The organism is Microbulbifer maximicatervae (SeqCode), assembly GCF_052467505.1.
The window spans coordinates 1,585,532-1,608,188 of sequence record NZ_CP174313.1 but is presented as its reverse complement, the minus strand read 5'-3'; the positions used below and the strand labels follow the sequence as shown (position 1 = coordinate 1,608,188).

24 protein-coding genes are annotated in these 22,657 nt (G+C 47.3%); 20 read left to right on the top strand and 4 right to left on the bottom strand.

Annotated features, from left to right (window positions below):
- The first annotated feature begins 60 nt into the window (after nucleotides 1–60).
- The 14 genes from ACJJIN_RS07210 (at nucleotide 61) to ACJJIN_RS07145 (ending at nucleotide 14,223) form a co-directional block, all read left to right on the top strand.
- Nucleotides 61–1,917 (top strand): TonB-dependent receptor plug domain-containing protein, encoded by a 1,857-nt coding sequence (locus tag ACJJIN_RS07210; RefSeq protein WP_444897489.1) that lies wholly within the window; start codon nucleotides 61–63, stop codon nucleotides 1,915–1,917.
- Between the two features lie 37 nt (nucleotides 1,918–1,954).
- Complete coding sequence (gene cobO / locus ACJJIN_RS07205) at nucleotides 1,955–2,569, top strand: cob(I)yrinic acid a,c-diamide adenosyltransferase (protein ID WP_444894041.1); 615 nt, start codon at nucleotides 1,955–1,957, stop codon at nucleotides 2,567–2,569.
- A gap of 12 nt (nucleotides 2,570–2,581) precedes the next feature.
- On the top strand, nucleotides 2,582–4,090 hold the full coding sequence (locus ACJJIN_RS07200) for a cobyric acid synthase (protein ID WP_444894040.1): 1,509 nt from the start codon (nucleotides 2,582–2,584) through the stop codon (nucleotides 4,088–4,090).
- Nucleotides 4,087–5,109, top strand: coding sequence for a FecCD family ABC transporter permease (locus ACJJIN_RS07195; RefSeq protein WP_444894039.1), 1,023 nt, complete (start codon nucleotides 4,087–4,089; stop codon nucleotides 5,107–5,109). Before ACJJIN_RS07200 ends, ACJJIN_RS07195 begins: the two co-directional genes overlap by 4 nt.
- Nucleotides 5,109–5,891, top strand: coding sequence for a heme ABC transporter ATP-binding protein (locus tag ACJJIN_RS07190; RefSeq protein WP_444894038.1), 783 nt, complete (start codon nucleotides 5,109–5,111; stop codon nucleotides 5,889–5,891). The genes ACJJIN_RS07195 and ACJJIN_RS07190 overlap by 1 nt, the downstream gene beginning before the upstream one ends.
- On the top strand, nucleotides 5,884–6,432 hold the full coding sequence (gene cobU, locus ACJJIN_RS07185; protein WP_444894037.1) for a bifunctional adenosylcobinamide kinase/adenosylcobinamide-phosphate guanylyltransferase: 549 nt from the start codon (nucleotides 5,884–5,886) through the stop codon (nucleotides 6,430–6,432). Before ACJJIN_RS07190 ends, cobU begins: the two co-directional genes overlap by 8 nt.
- Nucleotides 6,433–6,448: 16 nt before the next feature.
- Nucleotides 6,449–7,495: a nicotinate-nucleotide--dimethylbenzimidazole phosphoribosyltransferase gene (gene cobT / locus ACJJIN_RS07180; RefSeq protein ID WP_444894036.1), complete on the top strand. Its 1,047-nt coding sequence runs from the start codon at nucleotides 6,449–6,451 to the stop codon at nucleotides 7,493–7,495.
- Nucleotides 7,485–8,090: a histidine phosphatase family protein gene (locus tag ACJJIN_RS07175; RefSeq protein ID WP_444894035.1), complete on the top strand. Its 606-nt coding sequence runs from the start codon at nucleotides 7,485–7,487 to the stop codon at nucleotides 8,088–8,090. Before cobT ends, ACJJIN_RS07175 begins: the two co-directional genes overlap by 11 nt.
- Entirely contained in the window at nucleotides 8,074–8,907 is an 834-nt protein-coding gene (cobS, locus tag ACJJIN_RS07170) for an adenosylcobinamide-GDP ribazoletransferase (protein ID WP_444894034.1), read from the top strand. Before ACJJIN_RS07175 ends, cobS begins: the two co-directional genes overlap by 17 nt.
- Before the next feature lie 30 nt (nucleotides 8,908–8,937).
- Nucleotides 8,938–9,861, top strand: a complete 924-nt coding sequence (locus tag ACJJIN_RS07165) for a cobalamin-binding protein (protein ID WP_444894033.1) — start codon at nucleotides 8,938–8,940, stop codon at nucleotides 9,859–9,861.
- 95 nt (nucleotides 9,862–9,956) lie between these two features.
- Nucleotides 9,957–10,106, top strand: a complete 150-nt coding sequence (locus ACJJIN_RS07160; protein ID WP_444894032.1) for a hypothetical protein — start codon at nucleotides 9,957–9,959, stop codon at nucleotides 10,104–10,106.
- A gap of 11 nt (nucleotides 10,107–10,117) precedes the next feature.
- Nucleotides 10,118–10,483 carry a hypothetical protein gene (locus ACJJIN_RS07155; RefSeq protein ID WP_444894031.1) on the top strand — a complete coding sequence of 122 codons (366 nt, stop codon included), beginning with the start codon at nucleotides 10,118–10,120 and terminating at the stop codon, nucleotides 10,481–10,483.
- 282 nt (nucleotides 10,484–10,765) lie between these two features.
- Complete coding sequence (locus ACJJIN_RS07150) at nucleotides 10,766–12,502, top strand: hypothetical protein (RefSeq protein WP_444894030.1); 1,737 nt, start codon at nucleotides 10,766–10,768, stop codon at nucleotides 12,500–12,502.
- Nucleotides 12,499–14,223, top strand: a complete 1,725-nt coding sequence (locus ACJJIN_RS07145) for a hypothetical protein (protein ID WP_444894029.1) — start codon at nucleotides 12,499–12,501, stop codon at nucleotides 14,221–14,223. The genes ACJJIN_RS07150 and ACJJIN_RS07145 overlap by 4 nt, the downstream gene beginning before the upstream one ends.
- 58 nt (nucleotides 14,224–14,281) lie before the next feature.
- Here the strand turns inward: ACJJIN_RS07145 and ACJJIN_RS07140 are convergent, their stop codons facing one another.
- The gene (locus tag ACJJIN_RS07140; protein WP_444894028.1) at nucleotides 14,282–14,638 is read right to left on the bottom strand and encodes an LLM class flavin-dependent oxidoreductase; all 357 of its coding nucleotides are present in this window, start codon (nucleotides 14,636–14,638) and stop codon (nucleotides 14,282–14,284) included.
- A gap of 258 nt (nucleotides 14,639–14,896) precedes the next feature.
- Here ACJJIN_RS07140 and ACJJIN_RS07135 point away from each other — a divergent pair, with 258 nt between their 5' ends.
- Together ACJJIN_RS07135 and ACJJIN_RS07130 are read left to right on the top strand one after the other, a co-directional pair.
- Nucleotides 14,897–15,805: a LysR family transcriptional regulator gene (locus tag ACJJIN_RS07135; RefSeq protein ID WP_444894027.1), complete on the top strand. Its 909-nt coding sequence runs from the start codon at nucleotides 14,897–14,899 to the stop codon at nucleotides 15,803–15,805.
- A gap of 731 nt (nucleotides 15,806–16,536) precedes the next feature.
- The gene (locus tag ACJJIN_RS07130; RefSeq protein ID WP_444897488.1) at nucleotides 16,537–17,787 is read left to right on the top strand and encodes an anthrax toxin-like adenylyl cyclase domain-containing protein; all 1,251 of its coding nucleotides are present in this window, start codon (nucleotides 16,537–16,539) and stop codon (nucleotides 17,785–17,787) included.
- 394 nt (nucleotides 17,788–18,181) lie between these two features.
- Here ACJJIN_RS07130 and ACJJIN_RS07125 read toward each other — a convergent pair whose 3' ends face one another.
- The 3 genes from ACJJIN_RS07125 to ACJJIN_RS07115 form a co-directional block, all read right to left on the bottom strand.
- Nucleotides 18,182–19,168, bottom strand: coding sequence for an alpha/beta hydrolase (locus tag ACJJIN_RS07125; protein WP_444894025.1), 987 nt, complete (start codon nucleotides 19,166–19,168; stop codon nucleotides 18,182–18,184).
- Nucleotides 19,143–19,298 carry a hypothetical protein gene (locus ACJJIN_RS07120; RefSeq protein ID WP_444897487.1) on the bottom strand — a complete coding sequence of 52 codons (156 nt, stop codon included), beginning with the start codon at nucleotides 19,296–19,298 and terminating at the stop codon, nucleotides 19,143–19,145. Before ACJJIN_RS07120 ends, ACJJIN_RS07125 begins: the two co-directional genes overlap by 26 nt.
- 315 nt (nucleotides 19,299–19,613) lie before the next feature.
- Nucleotides 19,614–20,033, bottom strand: a complete 420-nt coding sequence (locus tag ACJJIN_RS07115) for a TraR/DksA family transcriptional regulator (RefSeq protein ID WP_444894024.1) — start codon at nucleotides 20,031–20,033, stop codon at nucleotides 19,614–19,616.
- 124 nt (nucleotides 20,034–20,157) lie between these two features.
- Here ACJJIN_RS07115 and ACJJIN_RS07110 point away from each other — a divergent pair, with 124 nt between their 5' ends.
- From ACJJIN_RS07110 to ACJJIN_RS07095, 4 genes are read left to right on the top strand one after another with little or no spacing between them, the layout of a single operon-like run.
- Nucleotides 20,158–20,520 (top strand): MerC family mercury resistance protein, encoded by a 363-nt coding sequence (locus ACJJIN_RS07110; protein WP_282933009.1) that lies wholly within the window; start codon nucleotides 20,158–20,160, stop codon nucleotides 20,518–20,520.
- A gap of 9 nt (nucleotides 20,521–20,529) precedes the next feature.
- Nucleotides 20,530–21,039: a ZrgA family zinc uptake protein gene (locus ACJJIN_RS07105; RefSeq protein WP_444897486.1), complete on the top strand. Its 510-nt coding sequence runs from the start codon at nucleotides 20,530–20,532 to the stop codon at nucleotides 21,037–21,039.
- A gap of 3 nt (nucleotides 21,040–21,042) precedes the next feature.
- The gene (locus ACJJIN_RS07100) at nucleotides 21,043–21,510 is read left to right on the top strand and encodes a Fur family transcriptional regulator (protein ID WP_282933007.1); all 468 of its coding nucleotides are present in this window, start codon (nucleotides 21,043–21,045) and stop codon (nucleotides 21,508–21,510) included.
- On the top strand, nucleotides 21,510–22,550 hold the full coding sequence (locus tag ACJJIN_RS07095) for a CobW family GTP-binding protein (RefSeq protein WP_444897485.1): 1,041 nt from the start codon (nucleotides 21,510–21,512) through the stop codon (nucleotides 22,548–22,550). The genes ACJJIN_RS07100 and ACJJIN_RS07095 overlap by 1 nt, the downstream gene beginning before the upstream one ends.
- Nucleotides 22,551–22,657 lie beyond the last annotated feature (107 nt).

Sequence of the window (22,657 nt, the reverse complement as noted above, 5' to 3'; positions counted from 1 at the left end):
GGCGTGCCGCATTGCTATTCCTCCCTCGATCCCATGTGCTTTTGTCTTAGGGGTTGAAACTTGAAAAAATCTATATTGAGCCTGGCTGTACTGTCAGCCGTGAGCGCGCCGTCTTTTGCTGAATCCACTGTTACCGAATCTTCAATTCCAGACCTGGAAACCGTGGTTGTTGTGAGCTCCCGTCAGGGCGAGCCGCTGCGCCAGGTAGCTACTTCAGTAACTGTATTGGATGAAGAGCAGCTAAAAGAGCGGGGATTGGTGTCCCTTGCTGATGTTCTGCGCAGTGTGCCTTCTGTCTCTGTTACCAATAATGGGGGTATGGGTAAGACAACCTCCCTAAGGGTACGTGGAGAGTCCGGTTTCAGAAGCTTGGTCCAGATAGACGGTATCGACATTTCTGACCCAACCGGTACCCAGGCGGGGGCTCATATTGAACATATTATGAGCAGCAACTTGCAGCGCGTGGAATTATTACGCGGTCCACAAGGTATGCTCTACGGAGCCGATGCCGGTGGTGTACTGGATATCTCGACTCGTCGCGAGGGAGAAGGGCAGCGCTTTGAGGTGTCAGCTGAGGGCGGTAGCTTCGATACTGAACGCTACAATGCCAGCGCTAGCGGAGCCAATGAAGCATTGGATTATTTTGTTTCTGCAGCGGCGGCAGAAACCGATGGTTTTAATACCAGTAGTTATGACACGGAATTGAGAGATGACGACGGTTACGATAATGAAACCTTGCATGGCCGTGTAGGTTGGAATATTTCTGAGCAGTGGCGACTTGAGGCTGTGGCGCGGGATACCGATGCTTCAGGTGAGTATGATCGCTGCGGCTGGCCCTCTCAGGATGATTGTAACTTTGATTTCAGCCAGGAAAGTGTTCGTGTCAGCTTAGCTCATAAAGGCGAAGATGGTCAGCAGGAGTTGGCTTATGCACGTTCTGATTTGCAGCGTACCTATATCAGTGAAGGCGTGCCCTTTTATGAAGCGGAAGGTGATATCGAAAAGTTGAACTTCACCGGTTCCTACGGGTTTAGTCGCGAACATGGAATGGTCTACGGGGTAGAGCATCGTGAAGATACTTCGGGAGACCTGGATCGGGATCAGTGGGCAGTTTATTCCGAATATCAGGGAAGCTATGCCGATCAGGCTTATATCACCCTTGGCCTTCGCCATGACAATAACTCTGATTTTGGCAGCTACAACAGCTTCCGCGCCAGCTCAGCCTATTTATTTGAGGATGTTGCCAACGGTACGGTAAAAATAAAAAGTAGTTACGGCACTGGCTTCCGTGCCCCGAGCTTATATGAAGTTGACTACAACGCTACCGCATTCGACTGGTTAACTTTTACTCCATTAGAGTTGCCGTCTCTTAATCCGGAAGAGAGCCGAGGCCTGGATCTTGGTGTTGAATACTTTGGTGAAAACTCTCTCTACCTGGAGTTCGTACTGTTTAAACAGGTCATTGAGAATGAAATCGGATTCGATATGGTCGACTACACAGGTTACCTGCAAAGCAGTGGAGAAAGCGTGTCCCAAGGCGCTGAGTTTGTTGTCGAAGCGCAATTGACTGACAGTTTGTTGCTTTCTGCCAACTACACCTACACCGATGCTGAAGAAGCCGATGATTCTCCCCGAGCCCGCAGTCCCAAGCACTTGGCGAATCTCGGCTTCACTTATAAGCCTACTAGTGACTTGAGCCTTGTTATGAACCTGCGTTCCAGTGCGGATGTGGTAGATAGCGATGGCTCTTCGCTGGATGATTATCAAGTGCTGGATGCCAGTGTCCGTTATCAGCTGAACAACGCCACGACGGTATTTGTTCGCGGTGAAAACCTTACCGACGAAGATTATGTGGAAGTCACTGGCTATAACACTGCGGGCCTCGCCGGTTATGCTGGTGTGGAATTCAGCTTCTAAAGCACTTTCTTTTATAGGTTCTTGAACTGAGGTGGCCATGTCGGAAGACGAGCAAAAACGAAATGCCAAGCACAAGCAGGCAATGCAAAAACACAAGGAGAAGGTTGATGCCAACATTGCAGCAGCCGATATCCAGCGTGGAGTTGCTGTCCTGCTCACCGGAAATGGCAAAGGGAAGTCGAGCTCAGCTTTCGGCATGGTGATACGCGCACTGGGTTACGGGCAGAAAGTGGGCGTTGTGCAATTTATTAAAGGCGCACAGCAATCTGGGGAAGAGCTTTTCCTTACAAACCATTGCCCGGAAGTTACTCTCTATCAAATGGGCACTGGCTTTACCTGGAATACTCAGGATCGCACCAGTGATATTGCTGCTGCAGAGAGAACCTGGGCAGAGGCAGAAAAAATGCTCACCGATACCACCTATGATTTAGTGGTGTTGGATGAGCTCACTTATATGCTCGCTTACAAATACCTGGATGAGTCCAAAGTATTGGAGACTCTAGCCCAGCGGCCACAGGAACAGAGTTTGGTGGTGACTGGTCGAGGTGGTGGTAGTGCACTACAGGAGCTCGTGGATACGGTATCTGAAGTGAAAGATGTTAAGCATGCTTTTAAAGCGGGAATCAAAGCCCGCAAAGGCGTAGATTACTAGGTTGTTTTTACTATGTCCGCGTTGATGGTTCAGGGCACGACTTCCGATGCCGGCAAGAGTACTTTGGTGGCTGGGCTCGCTCGTTACTTTTCCCAGCGCGGAGTCAGTGTCGCACCTTTTAAGCCGCAAAACATGGCACTCAATAGTGCCGTTACGGTGGATGGTGGTGAGATAGGGCGGGCACAAGCGCTGCAGGCCCAGGCCTGTGGGATCGACCCCCACAGCGATATGAACCCGGTGTTACTTAAGCCCGCTTCAGATACCGGGGCTCAGGTTATTATCCAGGGTAAAGTGCTGGGGAATATGCAGGCGCTGGATTACCACCACTACAAAGCTACCGCGCAAAATGCAGTGCTGGGCTCCTTCGCACAGCTCGATGATCAATATGAGTTGGTGTTAGTTGAAGGGGCTGGCAGCCCGGCAGAAATTAACCTGCGGGAAAACGATATTGCCAATATGGGCTTTGCCGAGGCCGTTGATTGCCCGGTTGTACTGATTGCCGATATCGATCGCGGAGGCGTGTTCGCCCACTTGGTAGGCACCCTCGAATTGCTGTCTTCCTCAGAGCGAGAGCGTGTCGTTGGTTTTGTGATCAACCGCTTTCGTGGCGATCTGCAATTACTTCAGCCGGGGCTCGACTGGTTAGAGGAGTATACGGGCAAGCCAGTTCTGGGAGTCTTACCTTATCTCCATGACCTCTACCTTGACGCGGAGGATGCCATTAGCACCCAACAGAGCGGTGCTGATGCTCGATTGAAAGTGGTAGTGCCGGTATTGCCGCGCATAAGCAATCATACAGATTTTGATGCGCTGAGGTTGCATCCGGATATCGATCTGCAATTTGTCAGTGTCCGTGAACCAGTCCCACAGTGCGACTGGATTATTCTTCCCGGCAGTAAAAATGTGCGGGCAGACTTGGCTTACTTAAAAGAAAACGATTGGCCTGCACAGTTGGATCGGCATCTGCGCTATGGCGGCAAACTAGTGGGTATTTGCGGTGGTTTGCAAATGCTGGGGAGCGAGGTACAGGACCCGGATGGGGTAGAGGATACCCCGGGCAACGAACCGGGCTTGGGTTATCTGGATTTCACAACTCGATTGCAACCAGTCAAAGCACTGAAAAATATTACCGGCTTTTTAGCTTTGGAAAATGAAGTAAAAGAAGCTACTCCTGTTCAGGGCTACGAAATCCACTGTGGCATAACAGAAGGTGTAGCTCTGCAAACTCCAGCGGTATATATCTGTGATAAAGACGGAAATTCCAGGCCTGATGGTGCAATAAGTGCTGATGGACAGATATTCGCGACCTACGTGCATGGGCTGTTCGATTCACCCGAAGCGCTGAGCGCACTTTTTGCCTGGGGTGGGTTGAAAGACTCTACGCCGCTGGATGTGGGTGAACAGCGACAGCAACAATTGGACAGGCTGGCTGAGACTATTGCCGAGAATATCCAGGGAAACTGGCTCGAGCAATTTGAGGGAGCTAAGGAGACGGCAGTGCTGCAAGAGGATACCCAGTGACTGTTGCCCGTATCAAAGCATTAAATGTTGCCTGGTGGTTACTGCCCACAGCACTTGCCCTTAGTTTTTCTGCTGCCGTTGCTATAGGTGCAGTGTATCTCTCACCCTCACAACTAATTGCCGCGATCAGTGGTCAGGGCGATGGTGGACTCGCTGGGGATATTGTTCAGGTAATACGATTGCCAAGGGCGCTATTGGCCGCTGGAGTGGGTGCTGTGCTCGCCATCTGCGGGGCAATGTTGCAAGGCTTATTTCGAAACCCTCTAGCTGACCCATCCCTGATTGGTGTTACCGCAGGGGCTTCTCTCGGTGCTTGTTTGGCCATCCTGCTAGGAGCGGAGGTTGCCGCTGCGTTTGGGAGTTTGCCCGTTGTATCCATAGCTGCTTTTTTCAGCGGCCTTTTAGCGGTGACACTGGTCTACAAAGTGGCGAAAAGTATTAATGGCACTTCCGTGGCCACCATGTTGCTAATGGGGATTGCCGTTACCGCTTTTTCCGCAAGCCTGATCGGGCTAATGGAGTACTTTGCTGATAATGACACCCTGCGCCGTATGAGCCTGTGGCTTATGGGAGGGCTGGATGCAGCGAGCTATCCTCGCGCTTTTCTGGTTTTGGCCGTGCTGGGCGCTTTGCTTGCCAGTATGTCCCGCTTCGGCACCTCACTAAATGTTCTTTTATTGGGAGAATCCCAGGCGCGGCACCTCGGTATTGATGTGGAGCGGGTAAAAACCCGTTTGATAGTGCTTGTTGCGGCGGGAGTGGGCACTTCGGTTGCTGTAGCCGGCAGTATTGCTTTTGTGGGGCTGGTAGTGCCCCATATAGTGCGTTTATGGGTAGGACCTGATCACCGGCAACTGTTGCCGCTTTCTGCCCTGGCTGGAGCCAGTTTATTGCTGGTTTCCGATACCCTGGCGCGAACCATTATTGCCCCGGTGGAGATCCCGGTAGGGCTGATCACCGCACTAATTGGAGTGCCTTTCTTTGTTTCCTTGTTGCGTAAAAGCAGGGGGGCAATTTAATGGCTCTGCTACAGGTGGAGGGAGTTGCGGTTAGTGTCGATAATCGGCCGCTGTTGCAAGATATCAACCTGAAGGTAGATGTCGGCGAGCTGGTTTGTGTGATTGGCCCCAATGGCGCCGGTAAGTCGACTCTGCTGCGTGCCCTTTGCGGTGAAGTCAGGATGGATTCCGGGCAGGTCCACTTTAAAGGCCGCTCTTTTTCAAAGTTGTCCGCCCGCAATCGAGCCAGGCAAGTTGCCGTCCTGCCGCAAAATAACCCACTGACATTTGCCTTTACCGGGCTGGAATTGGTCGCCCTCAGTCGAACTCCGCATTCCACTGGCACTGACCGGGACCGAGAAATCTGCCTGGAAGCCATGGCAGCGCTGGATGTTAGTCATTTGTCTGAGCGCCTGTACCCAACATTATCTGGCGGCGAGCAGCAGCGCTTGCAATTGGCTCGGGTGATGGCCCAGATCTGGCGGGCAGAGGATGGTGGAGAGCGGCTCCTCTTATTAGATGAGCCCGCTGCTAGCCTGGATATTGCACACCAATATGGAATGATGAGAGCGGTAAGAGACTTCGCGCGAAGTGGCGTAGCTGTGGTAATGACGGTCCATGATCTGGCCCATGCCAGCGGCTACAGCGACAGAATCCTCGCCTTAAAGCAGGGGCGCAGTATGTCCTACGGAAATCCGGAGGATGTATTGACTGCGGAGAATATGCAGCAGCTTTACGGCTACAGTGTCACGGTGATGCCACATCCCGTAACCGGTAAATCCCTGGTGATTGCAGATGTCTAGCACCAGTGGTGTACACCTGGTACTAGGGGGCGCCCGCAGCGGAAAAAGCCGGCTCGCACAACAGCGCGCGGAACAGTGGCTAAATAGCAGTAGAGATGGTGGACTTATCTACCTGGCAACGGCTACGGCGGGCGATCAAGAAATGTCTACCCGTATTGCTCGACATCGGGAAGACCGGGATCATCGCTGGCAGACCCTGGAAGAACCTACTGCACTGGCCGAGGCTCTGGTTACCGCTCCTGAGTCCCATTGTGTACTGGTGGACTGCCTCACTTTGTGGTTGAGCAACTGTCTTCATCTGGGCGTTTGGGAGCGTGAGCAAGAGGCGCTTCTGCAATGTATCGATCAGAGGCGTACTCTCGCTAACGGTAATACCCCACCTTGGATTTTTGTCAGTAATGAAGTCGGTTCGGGTATTGTGCCCCTTGGGCAGTTATCGCGGGAATTTGTGGATGCGGCAGGTTGGCTTCATCAGGCATTAGCCGAGCGAGCTGATAGCGTCACCTTGGCAATTGCTGGTTTGCCGCTCACTGTAAAGTAATCACCTGAGATTGATAATGATGACTGATGAACTCAGTTGGCTCGATAAGCCCGCACCAACCCCGGACCAGAGTGCTCGCAATGCCGCGATTGCCCGCCAGAAGCAATTGATTAAGCCGCAAGGCGCACTCGGTCGGCTCGAGAGTATTGCCGTAGATTTCGCCGGATTCCAGGGGAGGGAGCAACCCCTACTGAATAATTTGTCGGTGCGGGTATTCGGTGCTGATCACGGTATTGCAGCCCAGGGAACTTCCCGATTTCCTCAGGCAGTCACTTCTGTAATGCTAAAACTATTTTGCGAGGGCGGGGCGGCTATTAATGTGTTGAGCCGCGAGCAGAATGCTGACTTTGCCGCAATTAACCTGGGTTGTGTGGTCCCCGCTGAACACCCCGACCTGATTGATGAAGTTATAGCTCCCTCTACTGCGGATTTCTCCCAAGGTAACCCAGCTATGACCCAAGCGCAGCTGGCTCTTGCTCTTGATGCCGGTCGCCGCCAGTCTACCGATGCAGATTGTTTTATTGGCGGTGATATGGGTATTGGCAATACCACTTCCGCCGCTGCCATGTTTGCTGCCCTTTTTGAGCTAGAGGTTGGCAACATTACAGGGCGAGGAACAGGTATCGACGATGCAGTGCTCGCCCGCAAGGTGGAACTGATCGAATTTGCCTTGGAGCAGCATCGGGCAGCGCTGGGCTCGCCACTTGTTATTTTGCAAACTTTTGGTGGCTTTGAGATTGCAGCCTTAACAGGAGCGTTTGTCGCCAGTGCCCAGCGAGGTGTCCCTGTATTGGTTGATGGTTTTATGGCGACTGCTGCGGCAGCTATTGCCGGTACTATTAATCCGTCAGTGAAACCCTGGTTGCTCTACGCCCATCTCTCTGACGAGTCTGGTCACAAACTAGCCCTCGAGTGCCTGGGGGTGAAGCCATTGCTGAGCTTCAATATGCGCCTTGGCGAAGGCACAGGTGCAGTGTTGGCCATCAGTATTATCAAGCAAGCGCTGAACCTGCATAACAAAATGTTCACTTTCAGTGAGGCAGGAGTGCCAGTTGCGGATTGATCTTTTACGACACGGTGCCTGCGAAGGTGGGAATATTTTTCGCGGCCAGATTGATGTACCCCTAACCAGTGAGGGTAGGGAGCAGATGTTGCGAGGGCTTGCTGAGCTCGATGACTCCTGGAACCGGATTGTTACTTCACCCTTACAACGCTGCCAACGGTTTGCTGCTCAGCTTGCCGGAGAGAAAAAGCTACCGATAACTGAAGTTCCTGATATCCGGGAAATTGGTTTCGGGGACTGGGAGGGGCAGTCAGTCGATAAGATCTGGACTGAGCAACGAGCACTGTGTGAAGCTTGGGGGCGTGACCCGGAAAAGCACGCACCGCCGGGAGGCGAGCCCTTTCACGTATTTCGATCCAGAGTTCTTCAAGCTATTGATAATCTAGCCCAGCAATATTCGGGAGAGTCCCTGCTGCTCATTACTCACGGCGGCGTTATCAAGTTGTTGCTCGCATATGCGAATAACTGGCTTCCAGTCAAAATGATTTCACTGCAAGTTAATTACGGGTTTGCCGCATCGCTGAGATACGACTCGGACAATAAGACCTTTACCGTTTCCTACCCAGAGCAGTCAGCTTATGTTTATTGCCCGTAAGTTGTACAACCTATCCCAAGCATTTCTGTATGCGCTGGTATTTCTTACCCGGCTGCCGGTGGCGGGCTTGCTGCGGGAGGTGGACAAGGAAACGGTGAAGCGGTCGATATATTTTTACCCCCTGGTTGGAGTGGTGATTGGTGTACTGTTATCCGGAGCCGCCTACCTTCTGGCCCCTTTAGGTACTCAGTTACAAGCCGCAATACTATTGGGTTTCTGGGTGGTCCTGACAGGTGCACTACACCTCGACGGCCTTGCTGACTGTACTGATGCCTACTTTGCTGGACATAAGTGTGCCGATCCTGAAGAACAACGTCAGCATATTCTGAGGGTAATGCACGATCCCCACTGCGGCTCTATTGCGGTAGCGGCTGTTGTTGTTTTCCTACTGATAAAGTTCGCTGCAATAGCAACCCTGCTAGAGCTAATAAACCCGGTAACAAAAGATGCTTGGGTCTATCTGCCGTTAGTGCTCTCACCTATGTTAGCCAGGGCTGCGGCCCTGGCTTTAATGGGAATTTCACAATACGCACGTATTGAAGGCCATGTACCGCCCACTGGCTCCGAGCGCCGATGGGACCTATTGCCGGTAGTTGCAATCGTAATTGCTATTGGATGTTTAGCGGCGCCAATACCCATTGCCATAGGCATCGTCTGTAGTTTGATTGGCCTGGTTTTATTCTGGCGTCGCCTGTGGGATAAGGCTATTGGTGGTTATACCGGCGATTGTTTGGGCGGTTTGGTCGAGATAAGTGAGTTGTCGATATTGATTTTATGGGTGGCAGTGGTTGCCAATGTGAGTTACGGAGCTGTTTAGAAGCTCCTTAGTTATAGTCGAGTTAAAGAGATGTCTCGAAGCAGTATTGTCCGTGTTGTTTTAACCTTGAACCTGTTATTGGTGAGTAATACTTGGGCGGATGATCCCGTGCGGGTAAAAGATGCCCGTGGCCAATGGGTTGAACTGCCTGCACCAGCAGAGCGTATTGTTGCGCTAGCGCCAAATATCGTGGAGAACTTTTACAGTGCCGGGGCAGGGGATAAGCTAATCGCTGCGGTAAGCTACAGTGACTACCCCGAGCAAGCCAAGCAATTACCGGAGATAGGTAACTATAAAGCGGTAAACTATGAAAGTTTACTATTGCTAAATCCTGACTTGATTGTTGCCTGGGGATCGGGAAATGGCGATCAGATGATTAATAAACTGGAGGATCTCGGTTTTACAGTTTTCGTATCTGAATCTCACACTCTTGAAGATATCGCTGTGAATGTAAAGCGCTTCGGTAAACTTGCAGGCACAAGTGACTATGCAGATAAATCTGCCGGAGAGTGGCTTGAGCGACTGAATCAAATACAGCATAGCCATAAGGACCTGGATTCAGTCAGTGTTTTTTATCAGGTTTGGAATGAGCCTCTGCAAACACTTAATGGCGACCACCTGATTAGCGATGTTATTCAAACCTGTGGTGGCCGTAATATATTTGCCGATGCATTGGTATTAGCACCGAAGATTAGCATTGAGTCTGTACTCGATAGAGATCCGAGAGTAATTATCGCCAGCGGCATGGGAGAAGAGCGGCCAGATTGGTTGGATGCCTGGGAGGCTTACCCAAGAATTAATGCAGTTAAAGAGGGAAACCTGTTTCATGTACCACCGGATATCATTCAGCGACATACTTTTCGGGTGTTGGATGGTATGGAAATGGTTTGTGATCATCTGAACAATGCACGAATGAAGGTTGATATAGGTGCTACAGCTAAAAATGGTCTGTAATTCTCAATGACGTAGGAAAAATAAAATACTCCCAGGTGCATTAAAGTAATTTATATATAAGGCTGTGATGAAATTCAGTTTAAGGAAGGAGACGTATGCTGGAAACAGTATCGGGGATTATAGGTTTCTTGGTGATCATTGGTGGATTGCTAGCTATTCCTTTTGGGGTGGTTAAATTAACTAGTTTTGAGAAGGATAAAAAAATCGTTGGTCAATTTTTTGGCGTCATATCTCTAAAGATATAGCTGCGGGAAAAATGGCCTTTGCAAGCCCTTTCTTAGCGCTTTTTGTCTATTATGGATTCTATCATTCCTTGAAAGTTGGAGGTGATTCATCTGACACTTCAGTAACTACTTCGTGTGCTGCAATAGGGTTTTTTCTTATTTGTCATTCAGGCTTGATTGATCGTAGCTTCTTGAAGCTCCATATAGAAAATCTAAAGTTGCTGGCTGTGAGTGCAATATCTTTGGTTCTCGTTGAACTCAATGCTTCACTTTCGCTTACGACATTTGTTGGTGCTATGGCCATGATGATCTGCGCAGTAAAGTATTCTGTAGAACAGGTGATTCTGGAGGCTGAGCGAGCTAGAGCCAAAGAAGAGAGGGAATCACGTAAAATCTAGCTTAGCCCTCCTTTATGTTCAATGTCCAATAGCAGGATGTATGAAAGCAGTGATATTCAACATACAATTGATCAATATCTAATTGGCCAAGCAATAATCTGGTACGATGACACTTCGACCTTTTGCGACCCAAAGCGAATGTTGAATTACCTAAATTGCCTCAAAGTACGCTATCTCCATGCCAGAAAAGGTCGGCGTGTGGTAGATATGTTTGAGACTATCCCTATAACCTTTGGTCTCTCTACGGGTACCTCTAGCTTATGATGATCAATAAAGGATGATATGACAGATTTTTACGGTGAGCTGCTGAAAGGCTATAAGGAATCCAGATTTTTTGATTGTGTCAATATGTTAAGTGAGAACTATGGAGGGGATAAACGTATTGCTGAGGCGCTTTCCAAACTTCATAACGAAGGAAACCTTAATCTCACCGAAGAGTTTATAGGGCTTGAAAATGTCAGAGATCGCAATTTCTTTCAGGTTACCGGCATACTTTCAGATGCCTTGCCTATGGTAAATGCGCCTGTATCGGAGGTTGTAGCATGTCTCGAGCATCTGAAGAGTGAATCTGAGAATGGCAGTTATCCTGGACTGGTCATCGAAGGCTATGTTGGGTTTTGCAAGGCTAAGCAAGGGCGGGCCAAGGAGAGTGTTGACGCTGTACTAGCGCTAGAGGGAAATAGCTTTGGTTTGCTGTCGCCTGCGCTCATTGCTGGCTCCAATAAAGATAAAGACTACTTTGTCAGAAAAGCAATATCTTTACTCTTGCATGAAAATATAAAGGTGGTTTCTCAAGCCGCATTTTCTTTAGGACGCATTGACTTCAAAACTGACGATCAGCTATTGCAAAAGACTGTGTCATCACTAAGTGATTGCGCAAGCGCTATTGATGAAGATGAGGCCTTATCATCGGTGCTGAAAAGCTTGTTAACACTTAGCGTTAAACATCAAAATTTATATCCGCAGATTAAGAATGTCATAGATAGAGTACTTGATGTCGGCGATGATTTTGTTGTGGATGCCTCGGCTTATTTTTTAGCTTATGAGAGGGAAGCATACCCTGAAGGCTTGAGGGACCAGCTATTTGGTGTTTTATCACAGGTCAAAGCTAAAAATAAAGGAACCTTAGGTCTTATAGGAACTGTTCTTACGAAAATGTTGAAAACAGGCAACTATGTGGCTGTAGTGTCCTACATGGAGCAGTTATTAAGTGCTAGTGATAGTGGCTTCAGTATTGAGTCTTTTGGTCATGTGAAAGACCAATTCATTGAGAGTGAAAGTTGTCGTAATTATGTAGCCACGAAATGGTTGCTGTCTAAGAAACAAAGCTTACTTAAGGCGTTGTCGAATCTAATTGATTTTGGGGAAAAGGGCCATAAACTATCCTTAGATATTGGTCTGGTTGAAGGTCTGTCCCCCGAGGAGTTTGTTGATCTAGCTGAAAAAGCGTGTGGCTGGATTTTTACTAGTCAGGTCAGTGCTGCGAGCTTTTTACTTTCCCTACTGAAAATATGTCCCAATGATGCGGTCGATCCGATTAAAGCCATCCTTTATAACCCACTGCTAATTAGTTTCCCGGGAAGTGTTAAGGAATACTTGGTTGAGTATAAAAAAGCCCAGGAATGTGAAGACACAATTGCGGGTATCATTGATGATCTGATGGAAAAGCTAGATCAGCACAATGACGGAATAGCTTTAGCGAGACGCGTGAAAGAGCTTCGGCCGAGCACTGCTGATAGAGAAGCCTACAACCGCAATCACTCCAGACTAATGTCTGAGGCCTATGCTAATGCGCCTAAGGGTTTCCTATCATCGCTTTTTAAGACTTCCGTGTTGCTATATGGACATAAGTCAATTCACCACGTGTATCCAGGTCCAAATGGAGAAGGTAGAAAGCGCCAGGAAATGCCACTGCATAGTATTAGCCATTCGTTGGAGCTTCCATCACTAGAGCTTTATGACTCCAATGGCCTTGAATATATACTCTATGTGTTTCGCTATAGGGGGTGTGAAAAATGAAAATAATTGTTCGTGAGTACTTGGCTTCATTAAGAGAGAGGGGCGAGCTTGATTCTCTTCTACCCGATTTGTTGTCAGAAATGGGGCTGGTTGTCTTTTCAAGACCAGGTATAGGGGTGCGTCAATATGGAGTTGACGTTGGTGCATACGGAAGCTTGTTTGGTGGTGAAGAAAAGGTTTATCTATTTTCAGTTAAAGCTGGAAATATAGATAGGAAGACGTGGTCTGGAGATTCTCCCCAAGACCTGAAGCCCTCCTTGGATGAGATTATTGATGTGTATGTCCAGACGCATTTGCCTGCTGAGTATCAAGGCAAACCCGTCGAGATTTGTATTTGCTTTGGTGGTGAAGTCAGAGAAGACGTTCGCTTAAATTTATCGGCTTACCAAGCGAAAAATACGAAGGACAATATTTCATTTAGTGAGTGGGGTGGTGAAAAACTGGCGGGCTACATCGAAGACAACCTCTTAAAGGAGGAACTATTGCCAGATGATTGTAGGAGGCTCTTGCGAAAATCACTTTCCATGATTGATGAGCCGGACTCTGCGTACAAATACTTTAAGTCTTTAGTGACTGCACTGTCGGAGACTAAGGAACTTTCACCAAAAAAAACGGTGACAGCCGCACGGCAGATATATCTGTGTTTCTGGATACTGTATGCATGGTGCAGGGAAGAAGATAATTTGGAGAGCGCTTATCGTTCTGGTGAGTTGTGTTTGCTACATCTATGGGATGTCGGTAAGCCTTTTTTAGGTAAAAAAAATAAAGAATCTAGTGCCATTCAGTTGACGATTTTATATATGCAAACTTACTATCTAAATGTTTGTGAGGCATACTTTGAAGACAAAATATTGCCACATACAAAGAAAAAATATGCGTTGTCGGCTGCGGTTTCCCCAACTTGTTTTCTTGATGTAAATTTGAAGATGTTTGATCTTATAGGCCGAATGGCAATGTTCGGGATATGGGGGTATTTTTTACGTGATAGATTGCCGGGTGAAGAAGAGGATCAAGGACAGCGCAAAGAGTTAGAAGCACTTACTGGAAAAATGGATGTAAGTATAAAGGAGTTGATAAAAAATAATCCTGTGTTATTGACACCTATAAAGGATGATCAGGCAATTGATGTTTTTATAGCAATTTGGTTTTTGGCATTAAATGGCCGGAATGCCGGCTTCATCCATGAATGGTTGGATGAAATGATAAATGGAATTTCTTGGCAATTTGTAACTAATAAGAATTATCCTTGCATTTTGAATGACTATTATCAGCTGCTTGAACACCCGGTCCGAGATAAAGAGGGGTATAAAGAAGAAGTGACAGCAGGCAGTATTTTTTACCCTTATATAGCGTCCTTTGCCGCCATCTTTGGGTTTGAGCGTGTGTATCAATCCATTCAGGAGTTAATAAAAAATCACTTAGAGCACTGCAATCTTCAAGTTTGGTTTCCTGACGAAGAAACAGAGGTTCAATTATATAAAAACATAAATGTACACGGAGCAACCATGTCTCATGTTGCTATTTCTTCAGGACCGGAAAAATACCTGGAAGAGCTGTTTTCGGAATGTGATGCGGCTACACATTTTGCAAGCTTGAGTGTTATCCGGGCTCAGTGGTGGCCCATTATATTTTTGGCGAGCAGGCATTACCGTATACCTGTGCCAATTCAACTGCTAAAAACCTTCTTGCCTAGTGATAAGTCACCAGAAGCTAATTCTTAGATCTAAAGAAGAAATTATATATGCCGGTATATAGGTTTCTTTTATTTTTCCCTAAGAACTATGCAATATGCGCTGGGTGACGTAAGGGCAAAATGATGCTGGCTACGCCGAGGGCAATTTTCGATGTCTGGCCTGAGAGCAGCCCAAGGTAGACGAATGGGTCAAAAGTTTGACCCGCATCGCCAAAAGAAGGCACATTGAAGAGGACATCTCTAAGCCAAATCGCACTAAACCCCAGTTCTTCCGCAAGCCGAACCTTTTCAACATGATTAAGCATTGTTGGAACTGGGTTCGTGCCGTAATTCTCTATGGGAACCACAATTCCCACCGTGAGCTTACCTGGCCTAAATACAGCGTTGTAACCGGCATTGATACTAGTAAAAGAGCCACATTGAGCTTGGTGTTGAGAGTGCACTGAGGTAGCTCCTATGCTTCTCGGATAGGAGAGGCTTGGTGGCCAAAGGTGCTAACTAGATCACTATTAGCGGCTTGGACCTGGCCATTTTTTGCGCCGCCGTTCATAAATACTCGTACATGCATCTTTTATCTCCCACAAAGCCTAGGCCAGTCATCAATCAGTGCTGGCTCGATCTATGATTCAAGACTAAATCATTGGAATCTATGTATAAACGGCGTATAAATGGAATCAGAATTCGGTTTTTGGAGATAATAAGTGGATACAAATGGGGTTCGGCTATTCGTGCTGGCCGCGGAGATGCTGAATATAAGCTCTGCGGGGCGAGGGCTTGGATTGGCTCCCTCTGTAGCCAGCGCCCGCTTGTCCAAGCTTGAAGTTCAGCTGGGGGCGGATCTTTTTCATCGATCTACCCGCAAGGTCTCACTGTCGATAGAGGGGGAGGAGTTCCTGCCTTTTGCCCGGGAGATCATCGCACAAGAGGATTCGGCATTTGCTGCGCTGGGGCGTGGAAATTCCTCCGTGAGCGGAACACTCAGGTTTGCGGCATCGAGCACTTTCGTTCAGCGCTTTATCGCGCCTATCCTGCCTGAATTCCTGGAAAGGTATCCTGGAGTCAACATAGAGCTGAAGCTCTCAGACACACAAGTCAGCCTTATCGAGGGCGGCTTTGATTTGGCACTACGCAATTATGCGGTTGAAGATAGCAGTTTAATTGGTCGGAAGCTTGCGGATGACAGGCGAGTTCTATGCGCTTCTCCCAGTTACTTGAAAAAATATGGTGTTCCCGAAAAGCCGGAAGAGCTAGTTGCACATCAGCTTTTGGCCTTTATCAATTCAAAACCCAGGAAACTCATATCTGCGAGCGATCAGACTACTTATCAATTCCCACCTTCAAACAGCAGATCTCGAGTGACTTGTGATGATGGCGCCAGCATGCGTATCGCTGCAAAAGCAGGGGTGGGAATTTGCATGAGTTCTATCTGGAATATCCAAACAGAAATTTTAGAGGGCTCCCTGGTTAGAGTGCTGCCAGAATATTATATAGATGATCAATCAGCCATTTGGCTCGTATACCCCAAGTCCAATGTTCTGACATCTAAAGTGCGAGTCTTTATTGACTACCTGATTGAGAAAATCGGAAAACCGCCAGTTTGGGAACAGTAGATTGTTGCTTCATCAAAAGGAATCCACTTCACATGGGTATGCGCAAGCTCTGTTCTGCATAGCATAGGTAGATTAATTTCGCTCCTTAAAGGGGAAGATCTCGGTGCTCAGCTAGAGGTCTTTTTTCTTTCAGGTAATAATTCACGGCTTGATGCGGCCTCCCTTTACTAACCTGGTAAGTTTTCTATCTATTATCGGTAGATTCATTTACAGGATATCTTACACGTCTAGTAGTGATACTTCAGTTGTATAAACCAACCCCTCTCAATTTAAAAGGCCAAAATCTAAGAAAATATGCCCAAAACCTAAAGGCCGCACTGCGAACTGCGTGTAGGCTTAAGTTTTAGAACAAACTGGGAATCTTTTGGATACTTTAGGTCATACGATCCACGGACTTTGATATTTTTTTAGCCTTTCCTTTGCGTATGAATTTTGTGTAAGGCATTTTTCAAGCCAAGCTTCCTAAGAATTTGGCTTTATTAATTGGATTCAAAAGATTAATTCAGTTTGTGTTCACAGATACAGACCTATAAACAAGTCAGGGTTAAGGGCGGTGAGCAAGTTCTTAACTTTGGCGTATTTGATAATAGTAGTTGGATTGGTGCTTATTTTTAGAGGCACAAAATATAGATTTAGTAGTTTTACATTCATCGTAATAAATTTCTATAAATAGCATTTATTTAGCTAATCGAAATTTATATGTAGGCTGCCCCGAAACAGGAAGTTAATACATGGACCTTATATTTAACAATGCTGCATTGCGTCAAAACCTTATAGGCTGCCCGGCTTCTCATGCAGACGCATTTAAAACCACTGCAGCATCTCACCGTTGCGTTATCATCGTTCGCGCAACAGGGCCAACATGTACCCAATTACTTGAGCAGGGATATGACACAAAGGGCTTTAGGATTCATGGGAAGTCATGTGATTGGGGGCCGATGGCAGGCTTTGTATTACGAGACCCCCGGTTAAATAAACACGGGATGAGAAAAGCGGCCTATAACCGTGATCAACATCGAGAAGCCTTTACTGATCTACAGTCTGGTGCAGGTTGGACTGCATCAACAACACCGCTTCGCTTGCATCAGGAACGGGTTGATTGGCTGATTCAGAACGGAAAGATCAATGTTACAAGAAAAACTCAAGATCGTTACGAAGGTATAGCCAGCCACCCCAGTGGCATTACTTTTCACTATTCTCTCATCAGGGTTAACACATGCTTGGGAGATATGTGGGGTGTTTATGTTGATAAGGAAAAGAGCAGACAGTCAGGTTTTATCCAGGAGCGGGGTAATATCGTTGTTCAGTATGACACTAAGTACAAAGACATGTATGAGCCGCTACTGGCGATGACCAATCCAGTGGAGCATCGTCATTTTCGAAATGAGCACCCTCTGAATGCCATTACCGGGGATTACGACTTATTTGCTATTTGGCCATTTAAGCAGGGGGCAAAGAGGTTTGATCGATATGGAGATGACCGCCGTATTCTCGGCACTGCTCAAGCTTGGTCGCAGCGCCAGCATATCGAAACTCAATTGGAAAGAAATTTCACTACCCAAGGGCAAGGCACCAAGCTGGGTAATATAACTAATCGGATTTATGAAGTAAGCCAGACACTCAATTCCACTATTGGTGGCATTCGCAACCCGAGAGCTGGAGCTGGGCATTGGGGGCCATTCCCCAGAAGAAATGTACTATGGCACAGTGATGAAGCCGCACGCCCATATGTGAACGACATAGATTTACCCCTTATTGCATTTACTCCTGCTCGCAGTGAAGTGGTTATTCAAACTTTGCAGGCTTTTAGAGAATTTATCGCAATGTGTAGAATACATGGTGTCCATGTCACTTTGGCAGAGGGTTGGGCAATGAACCCTACCAATAATAAGCCCGACCGATTGGGGCAAGGGTATGGAAGATTTGTACCTCGCGACTGGCACTTTGGTCAGTGGATCGTCCCACCTTGGTACAATGCTTAATAGAGTTATTATGTCGATGTCTGTGGTTACTTGAAAAGTAGCCACTACTTCTCCGGAGGCTGGTTGTTAACAGCGTTTTTTGGAGCGGTCCTTTTAGGTAAAGTAGATGATTCTGTATATATTTGAGGTGTTCAATATACACAGAGAGAAGGTGTGCGCGGAAATAAATACATTTACCTAGGCGGCAGTCAAGTGAGGTGCTCCAATCTAGCCAAGCTCACCATAAGCTTGTGGAGCAAATCATAGAGCATCAACCTACTTGGAAGTCTGATAAGGGGTTTCTACTTCAGGTGGTAGCTCTCGTGGGATGCGCAAGGTTGTAAGGGGGGCGACGGAATAGTACTAAACTGACATCAAAGATAAAATAGGAATTTGTTCTCAATTTTTTGTGTAACTAACTTTGAGTGCTGTTAAGCCATTTAATAATTTCTTTATGTTCGACTTCTCCTATTGTATTCATGCTTGGGTGATATCTGCCAGTAATTTTAATTAACGTTACATTGTCTTTTTTCAAGTTTTCATAATCCACATAAGGAGATATTTGGTCTGAATCTGAGAGTATTAGTAGTGTTGGAACCTTGGAGGACTTTAGGAGTGGTATTATCTTCGTGTCATCCAGATTGATTTTGGCTTTCTCTAGAGCCAGAATTGCACCCTTGCGAAAGTCTTTTTCAGGGATGATTTTGCTAAGTAGTGGGTGGTCACGTTTTGCATAATTGTACACAGCTTCATCAAATGATGGCATTGGGGCCGAAAGGATAATTCCACTAATGTCTTGTCGTTGGAAAGAAATATGGGCTGCCGTTAATGCACCCATCGAATTTCCCAGAATATAAATATCCTCATCTTTAATGACGCCCTCTTTAATTAAATTGTCAATGAGGTGGTTAATATAATTGCTGTCATCCACTCCGTATTTTTTATTGCCACCTGAATCACCATGACCGAGAAGATCTGGAACAACAACCTGAAACCCAAGAAAACGGAAGTATAAAGCTGAATTGATCATAAAATCTTTGGAGGTGCGAAATCCATGCAATAAGATTACGGTACCATCGTAACTCCGCTCCATAGAGTTTCTGGTTAAATCGATTTTAACATTGTTCTCTTTGTCGCCTTCTCCATGCTTTACGGAGTACTGAAGTTTGTTATCGGTTAAAGGTGGACCATAGTAATAGCTAATACAGTTCTTTTTTTGCAGTGGGCAATATTTGTCTTTTTTGAAGTCTAAGTCTTTAATTTGATCGGCAGTTATTCTGTTGTTAAAAGAATAATCTTCAGCATTGTCTATAAAGCTTGCGATCCTTTGGGAGCAAGCTGAAGTAGCTAAGCATGTTAAGGTAATGGCGAGTACTTCAATTAGAGATACTTTGGTTTTCATGGTTTTTGACTTTAGGAGGTTGCGGTAATTTACTCGCAGGATTATTCGTTTTTCTCTTGCCTTTGATATGTTCCATATAGGCAACCAGTTCTTCTACCTGCAAACCTGCTGTGAGGGGTACTTCGTTCATAATTTAGGGCTTTTCCAACTTTTGCCCTTGTTTTGCGAAGGGAGCTTAGGAGTCTGCTGAGGTATTGTGTTTCGAACCAGCGTACGCCTAAGATGAGTACTAATTACTTGAGCCGGTTTGTACTTCTTCTAGGCTAGCGTGTGCCACTTATGTTGGGAGTCTAGGGTTTTGCCGAATAACTAAAGTGACCACTAAAGCCCTTCTTTGGTTGAGAAGGCTGTCGGCTATCCTCTAAGGCAGCATGAAAACCTCCATTCCTCAAGGTGCTACCGTGTTATATCTAGTCACAGCAAAGCGTGAGGCCGAGTATGGTGCTTACCTTTGCTTGCTGTAGTTGCGTTCCAGCATTTCCTGGCGACTTTTTTCTTCAAAGGAGAGTTCTGCAGTGGGCCTTAATAGCAGTCGCTGCAAACCGATCGGATCTCCACTTATCTCACAGTACCCGTAAGTGCCATCTTTAATCTTCTCTAATGCCCGCTGGATCTTGCGCAGAAGTAGATGCTTGCGGCCGGTAAAGCGTAGGTGTTGCTGGTTTTCTTGCTCTGCGGCCGCTCGGTCCAGGTCATCAGCTAAGGCAAGGTTCGTGGTTGCAATAGCCTGCTGTCCCTGTTCAACCTCTGCCATTAGGTCGCTTTTCAATTCCATTAGACGATGCTGGAAGAATAATAGTTGTTTTTCGTTCATATAGTCTGAGGCGGGCATCCCCAGCAGTTCTTGCTCACTGATTTTTGGCATTCCATGAATCCCCTGTTCCATAGCTCACGTTGACTTGAAATATTAAATTGATGATATAACATATCATCATGTTGGCTGAAGTGTATGTGGTTGTCTTGGGTTCTCGTAGATTAAAAGGATTGTTGTGAGAGATACTTTAGGAATTTTGGCTTCTGGGCTTTGCTTGCTGCACTGTCTTTTGACTCCTTTGTTACCGGTATTGGGAGGTTTGGGGATACTGGGTGCTTTACAAGAGGACCAGTTTCTCCACTTGCTGTTGCTTGTACCCGTGGTAATTCTGGCCTTGGCCAGCTTCCCAGCCTCTTGCCGACGCCATCAGCGCTACGCGGTAATGATTGTTGGTTTCTCCGGGGCATTGCTATTGGTTGGTGCGCTATATATCGAGGGGGTATGGGAGCTAGTTGCCAGTGTTCTTGGTGCAGGCTTATTGATTGTTGCCCATTGGGTAAATCAGCGCTTGATTTATCGGGACGCTCTTGTCGAATAGGTGAAGATCATGAGGCTTGCAGGAGCATTGTTCGTTGTGTTTTTTTGGGCTGGCCCGGTGGCTGCAGAGGTGGGAAGCCATGTTCACGGTAAGGCGATGATGTACCTGGTGGCCGAAGCAGACAGAATCAGTGTCGAGCTGGAGTCGCCCACAGTCGACCTGGTGGGATTTGAGCATGCGCCACGTAACGATGCTCAAGAGCGGCTGTTAGAACAGGTTGCTTTTAATCTATCCAAGCCAGACCATTTTTTGGAGTTTGTCGGTGCTCAGTGCCATCCCTTAAGTGTGGAAGTTAAGGCGCCATATAGCGCAGAAGTTACCAGTGACAACTCAGTGCACAGTGGTTTCCGTGCTAGTTACCAATTCAAGTGTGATAATCTGGCAGAGTTCAACAGTGTCATTGTTACCCTGTTTGAGAGGTTTCCCGGTATTCATGGGATTGCAGTGCAATGGATCAGCTCCGGTTGTCAGGGGGCTGAACTGCTCACTGGTAAAGACAACAAATTGCAAATGAAATAGGCTATGAAAGCATCCCAAATCAAACAGACCCTGAGTGTGGCGGAACAAACCTGTCGCAGTTCAGGTGCCCGCCTGACTGAAAAGCGTAAGAACGTTCTTACCGTGTTGTTGCGGTCAAAAACTCCGCTCTCTGCCTATGAAATAGCGGAGCATTACAATGGTGACTTTGGCGACTCAATTCCCGCCATGTCAGTCTATCGAATGCTGGACTTTCTGGCAGCAGAGAACCTGGTTCACAAACTCAATTCAGAAAACAAGTACCTGGCCTGTGCTCATATTGCCTGTGACCACAGCCACCAGACTCCACAGTTTTTAATCTGCAATCGCTGCAGCAAAGTGCGGGAAATTGGCATTAGGCCCGAAGTCATTGATGCATTGCGGGATACGGTTGAAAGTGCCGGATATCATCTCCAGACATCCCAATTGGAGCTGGATTGTGTTTGTGATGAGTGCAGCCGGGATGCAGCTTAGTGGCAGCTAGTCAGTTAATACGCGGGGTACCTGCCAACGTTATCACTGGTTTTTTGGGCGTCGGCAAGACAACGGCTATCCGGCATCTCCTGGAAAGTAAGCCCGCTGATGAGCGCTGGGCTGTTCTGGTCAATGAGTTTGGAGAAGTGGGTGTTGATGGCGCACTTTTTGAACCAGAACAGGAAGGCAATATTTATATTCGAGAGGTACCTGGCGGTTGTATGTGCTGTGCTGCTGGTTTGCCGATGCAGGTCGCTTTAAACCAGTTACTGGCTAAGGCCAGGCCCCATCGATTAATAATTGAGCCGACGGGCCTGGGGCACCCCAGAGAGGTGCTGGCGGCTTTGTCTGATGCAGTGCGCGGCGGTGTGTTGGACCTTCGCGGTACGCTAACTTTGGTCGATGCTCGCTGTATTGAAGACGACCGCTACTTACGCAGTGAGACTTTTCGGCAGCAATTAGAAGTTGCTGATCTGGTAGTGGCTAATAAGTCTGATCTCTACGGCCCCGAAGACTTGCAAAACCTTCAGCGATTTCTCTCGTTCTTAGGTGAGGGCGCTGAAAAACCGCTGCAAGTGGTGGAGCAGGGGCGTATCGAATTGGATTGGCTCCAACTGCCCTGCAGTTTTCAGGTCTCGTTGGGGAGTGACCACCACCACCCAGTAACTCAGGCGGCGGATGAGATTGAGCTATTGCCGGAGTGTGGCTATCTCCGCTCAGAGAATAGCGGAGAGGGTTACTACAGCTGTGGCTGGCGTTTTAGCCCCGAATTTATATTTGATTATGATGCGCTCTTTTCACTATTCAGTGGCACTGACGCTGAGAGAATCAAGGGGGTATTTATTACCGAGCAAGGTGTATTTGGATTTAATAAGGCTGACAAAGTGCTTACAGTTTTAGAGCTGGATGACACATTGGAAAGCCGGGTAGAGGCGATTAACCAAGCGCGTTTGGATTGGGATGCAATGGAGAGCTCCTGGATCGCTGCCCTGGCGGATAACCAGGGTACCGAAACAAAAGTGTTTTACGAATCCAAATAGCTATATGGCCAGGTATTCAAATCTGGCCTGGCTTATTAGAAATTTTTGCATAAATTCGGTCATTTTTTCGCGGCCGTATTCCGTAAAGTTTTAATCTGACGTAAATC

What these genes read in the sequence shown, in the direction of transcription:
- cobO (WP_444894041.1), top strand. Translation starts at nt 1,955, where the DNA reads ATGTCGGAAGACGAGCAAAAACGAAATGCCAAGCACAAGCAGGCAATG.
- ACJJIN_RS07200 (WP_444894040.1), top strand. Translation starts at nt 2,582, where the DNA reads ATGTCCGCGTTGATGGTTCAGGGCACGACTTCCGATGCCGGCAAGAGT.
- ACJJIN_RS07190 (WP_444894038.1), top strand. Translation starts at nt 5,109, where the DNA reads ATGGCTCTGCTACAGGTGGAGGGAGTTGCGGTTAGTGTCGATAATCGG.
- cobU (WP_444894037.1), top strand. Translation starts at nt 5,884, where the DNA reads ATGTCTAGCACCAGTGGTGTACACCTGGTACTAGGGGGCGCCCGCAGC.
- cobT (WP_444894036.1), top strand. Translation starts at nt 6,449, where the DNA reads ATGATGACTGATGAACTCAGTTGGCTCGATAAGCCCGCACCAACCCCG.
- cobS (WP_444894034.1), top strand. Translation starts at nt 8,074, where the DNA reads ATGTTTATTGCCCGTAAGTTGTACAACCTATCCCAAGCATTTCTGTAT.
- ACJJIN_RS07165 (WP_444894033.1), top strand. Translation starts at nt 8,938, where the DNA reads ATGTCTCGAAGCAGTATTGTCCGTGTTGTTTTAACCTTGAACCTGTTA.
- ACJJIN_RS07160 (WP_444894032.1), top strand. Translation starts at nt 9,957, where the DNA reads ATGCTGGAAACAGTATCGGGGATTATAGGTTTCTTGGTGATCATTGGT.
- ACJJIN_RS07155 (WP_444894031.1), top strand. Translation starts at nt 10,118, where the DNA reads ATGGCCTTTGCAAGCCCTTTCTTAGCGCTTTTTGTCTATTATGGATTC.
- ACJJIN_RS07150 (WP_444894030.1), top strand. Translation starts at nt 10,766, where the DNA reads ATGACAGATTTTTACGGTGAGCTGCTGAAAGGCTATAAGGAATCCAGA.
- ACJJIN_RS07145 (WP_444894029.1), top strand. Translation starts at nt 12,499, where the DNA reads ATGAAAATAATTGTTCGTGAGTACTTGGCTTCATTAAGAGAGAGGGGC.
- ACJJIN_RS07130 (WP_444897488.1), top strand. Translation starts at nt 16,537, where the DNA reads ATGGACCTTATATTTAACAATGCTGCATTGCGTCAAAACCTTATAGGC.
- ACJJIN_RS07125 (WP_444894025.1), bottom strand. Translation starts at nt 19,168, where the DNA reads ATGAAAACCAAAGTATCTCTAATTGAAGTACTCGCCATTACCTTAACA.
- ACJJIN_RS07120 (WP_444897487.1), bottom strand. Translation starts at nt 19,298, where the DNA reads ATGAACGAAGTACCCCTCACAGCAGGTTTGCAGGTAGAAGAACTGGTT.
- ACJJIN_RS07115 (WP_444894024.1), bottom strand. Translation starts at nt 20,033, where the DNA reads ATGCCAAAAATCAGTGAGCAAGAACTGCTGGGGATGCCCGCCTCAGAC.
- ACJJIN_RS07105 (WP_444897486.1), top strand. Translation starts at nt 20,530, where the DNA reads ATGAGGCTTGCAGGAGCATTGTTCGTTGTGTTTTTTTGGGCTGGCCCG.
- ACJJIN_RS07100 (WP_282933007.1), top strand. Translation starts at nt 21,043, where the DNA reads ATGAAAGCATCCCAAATCAAACAGACCCTGAGTGTGGCGGAACAAACC.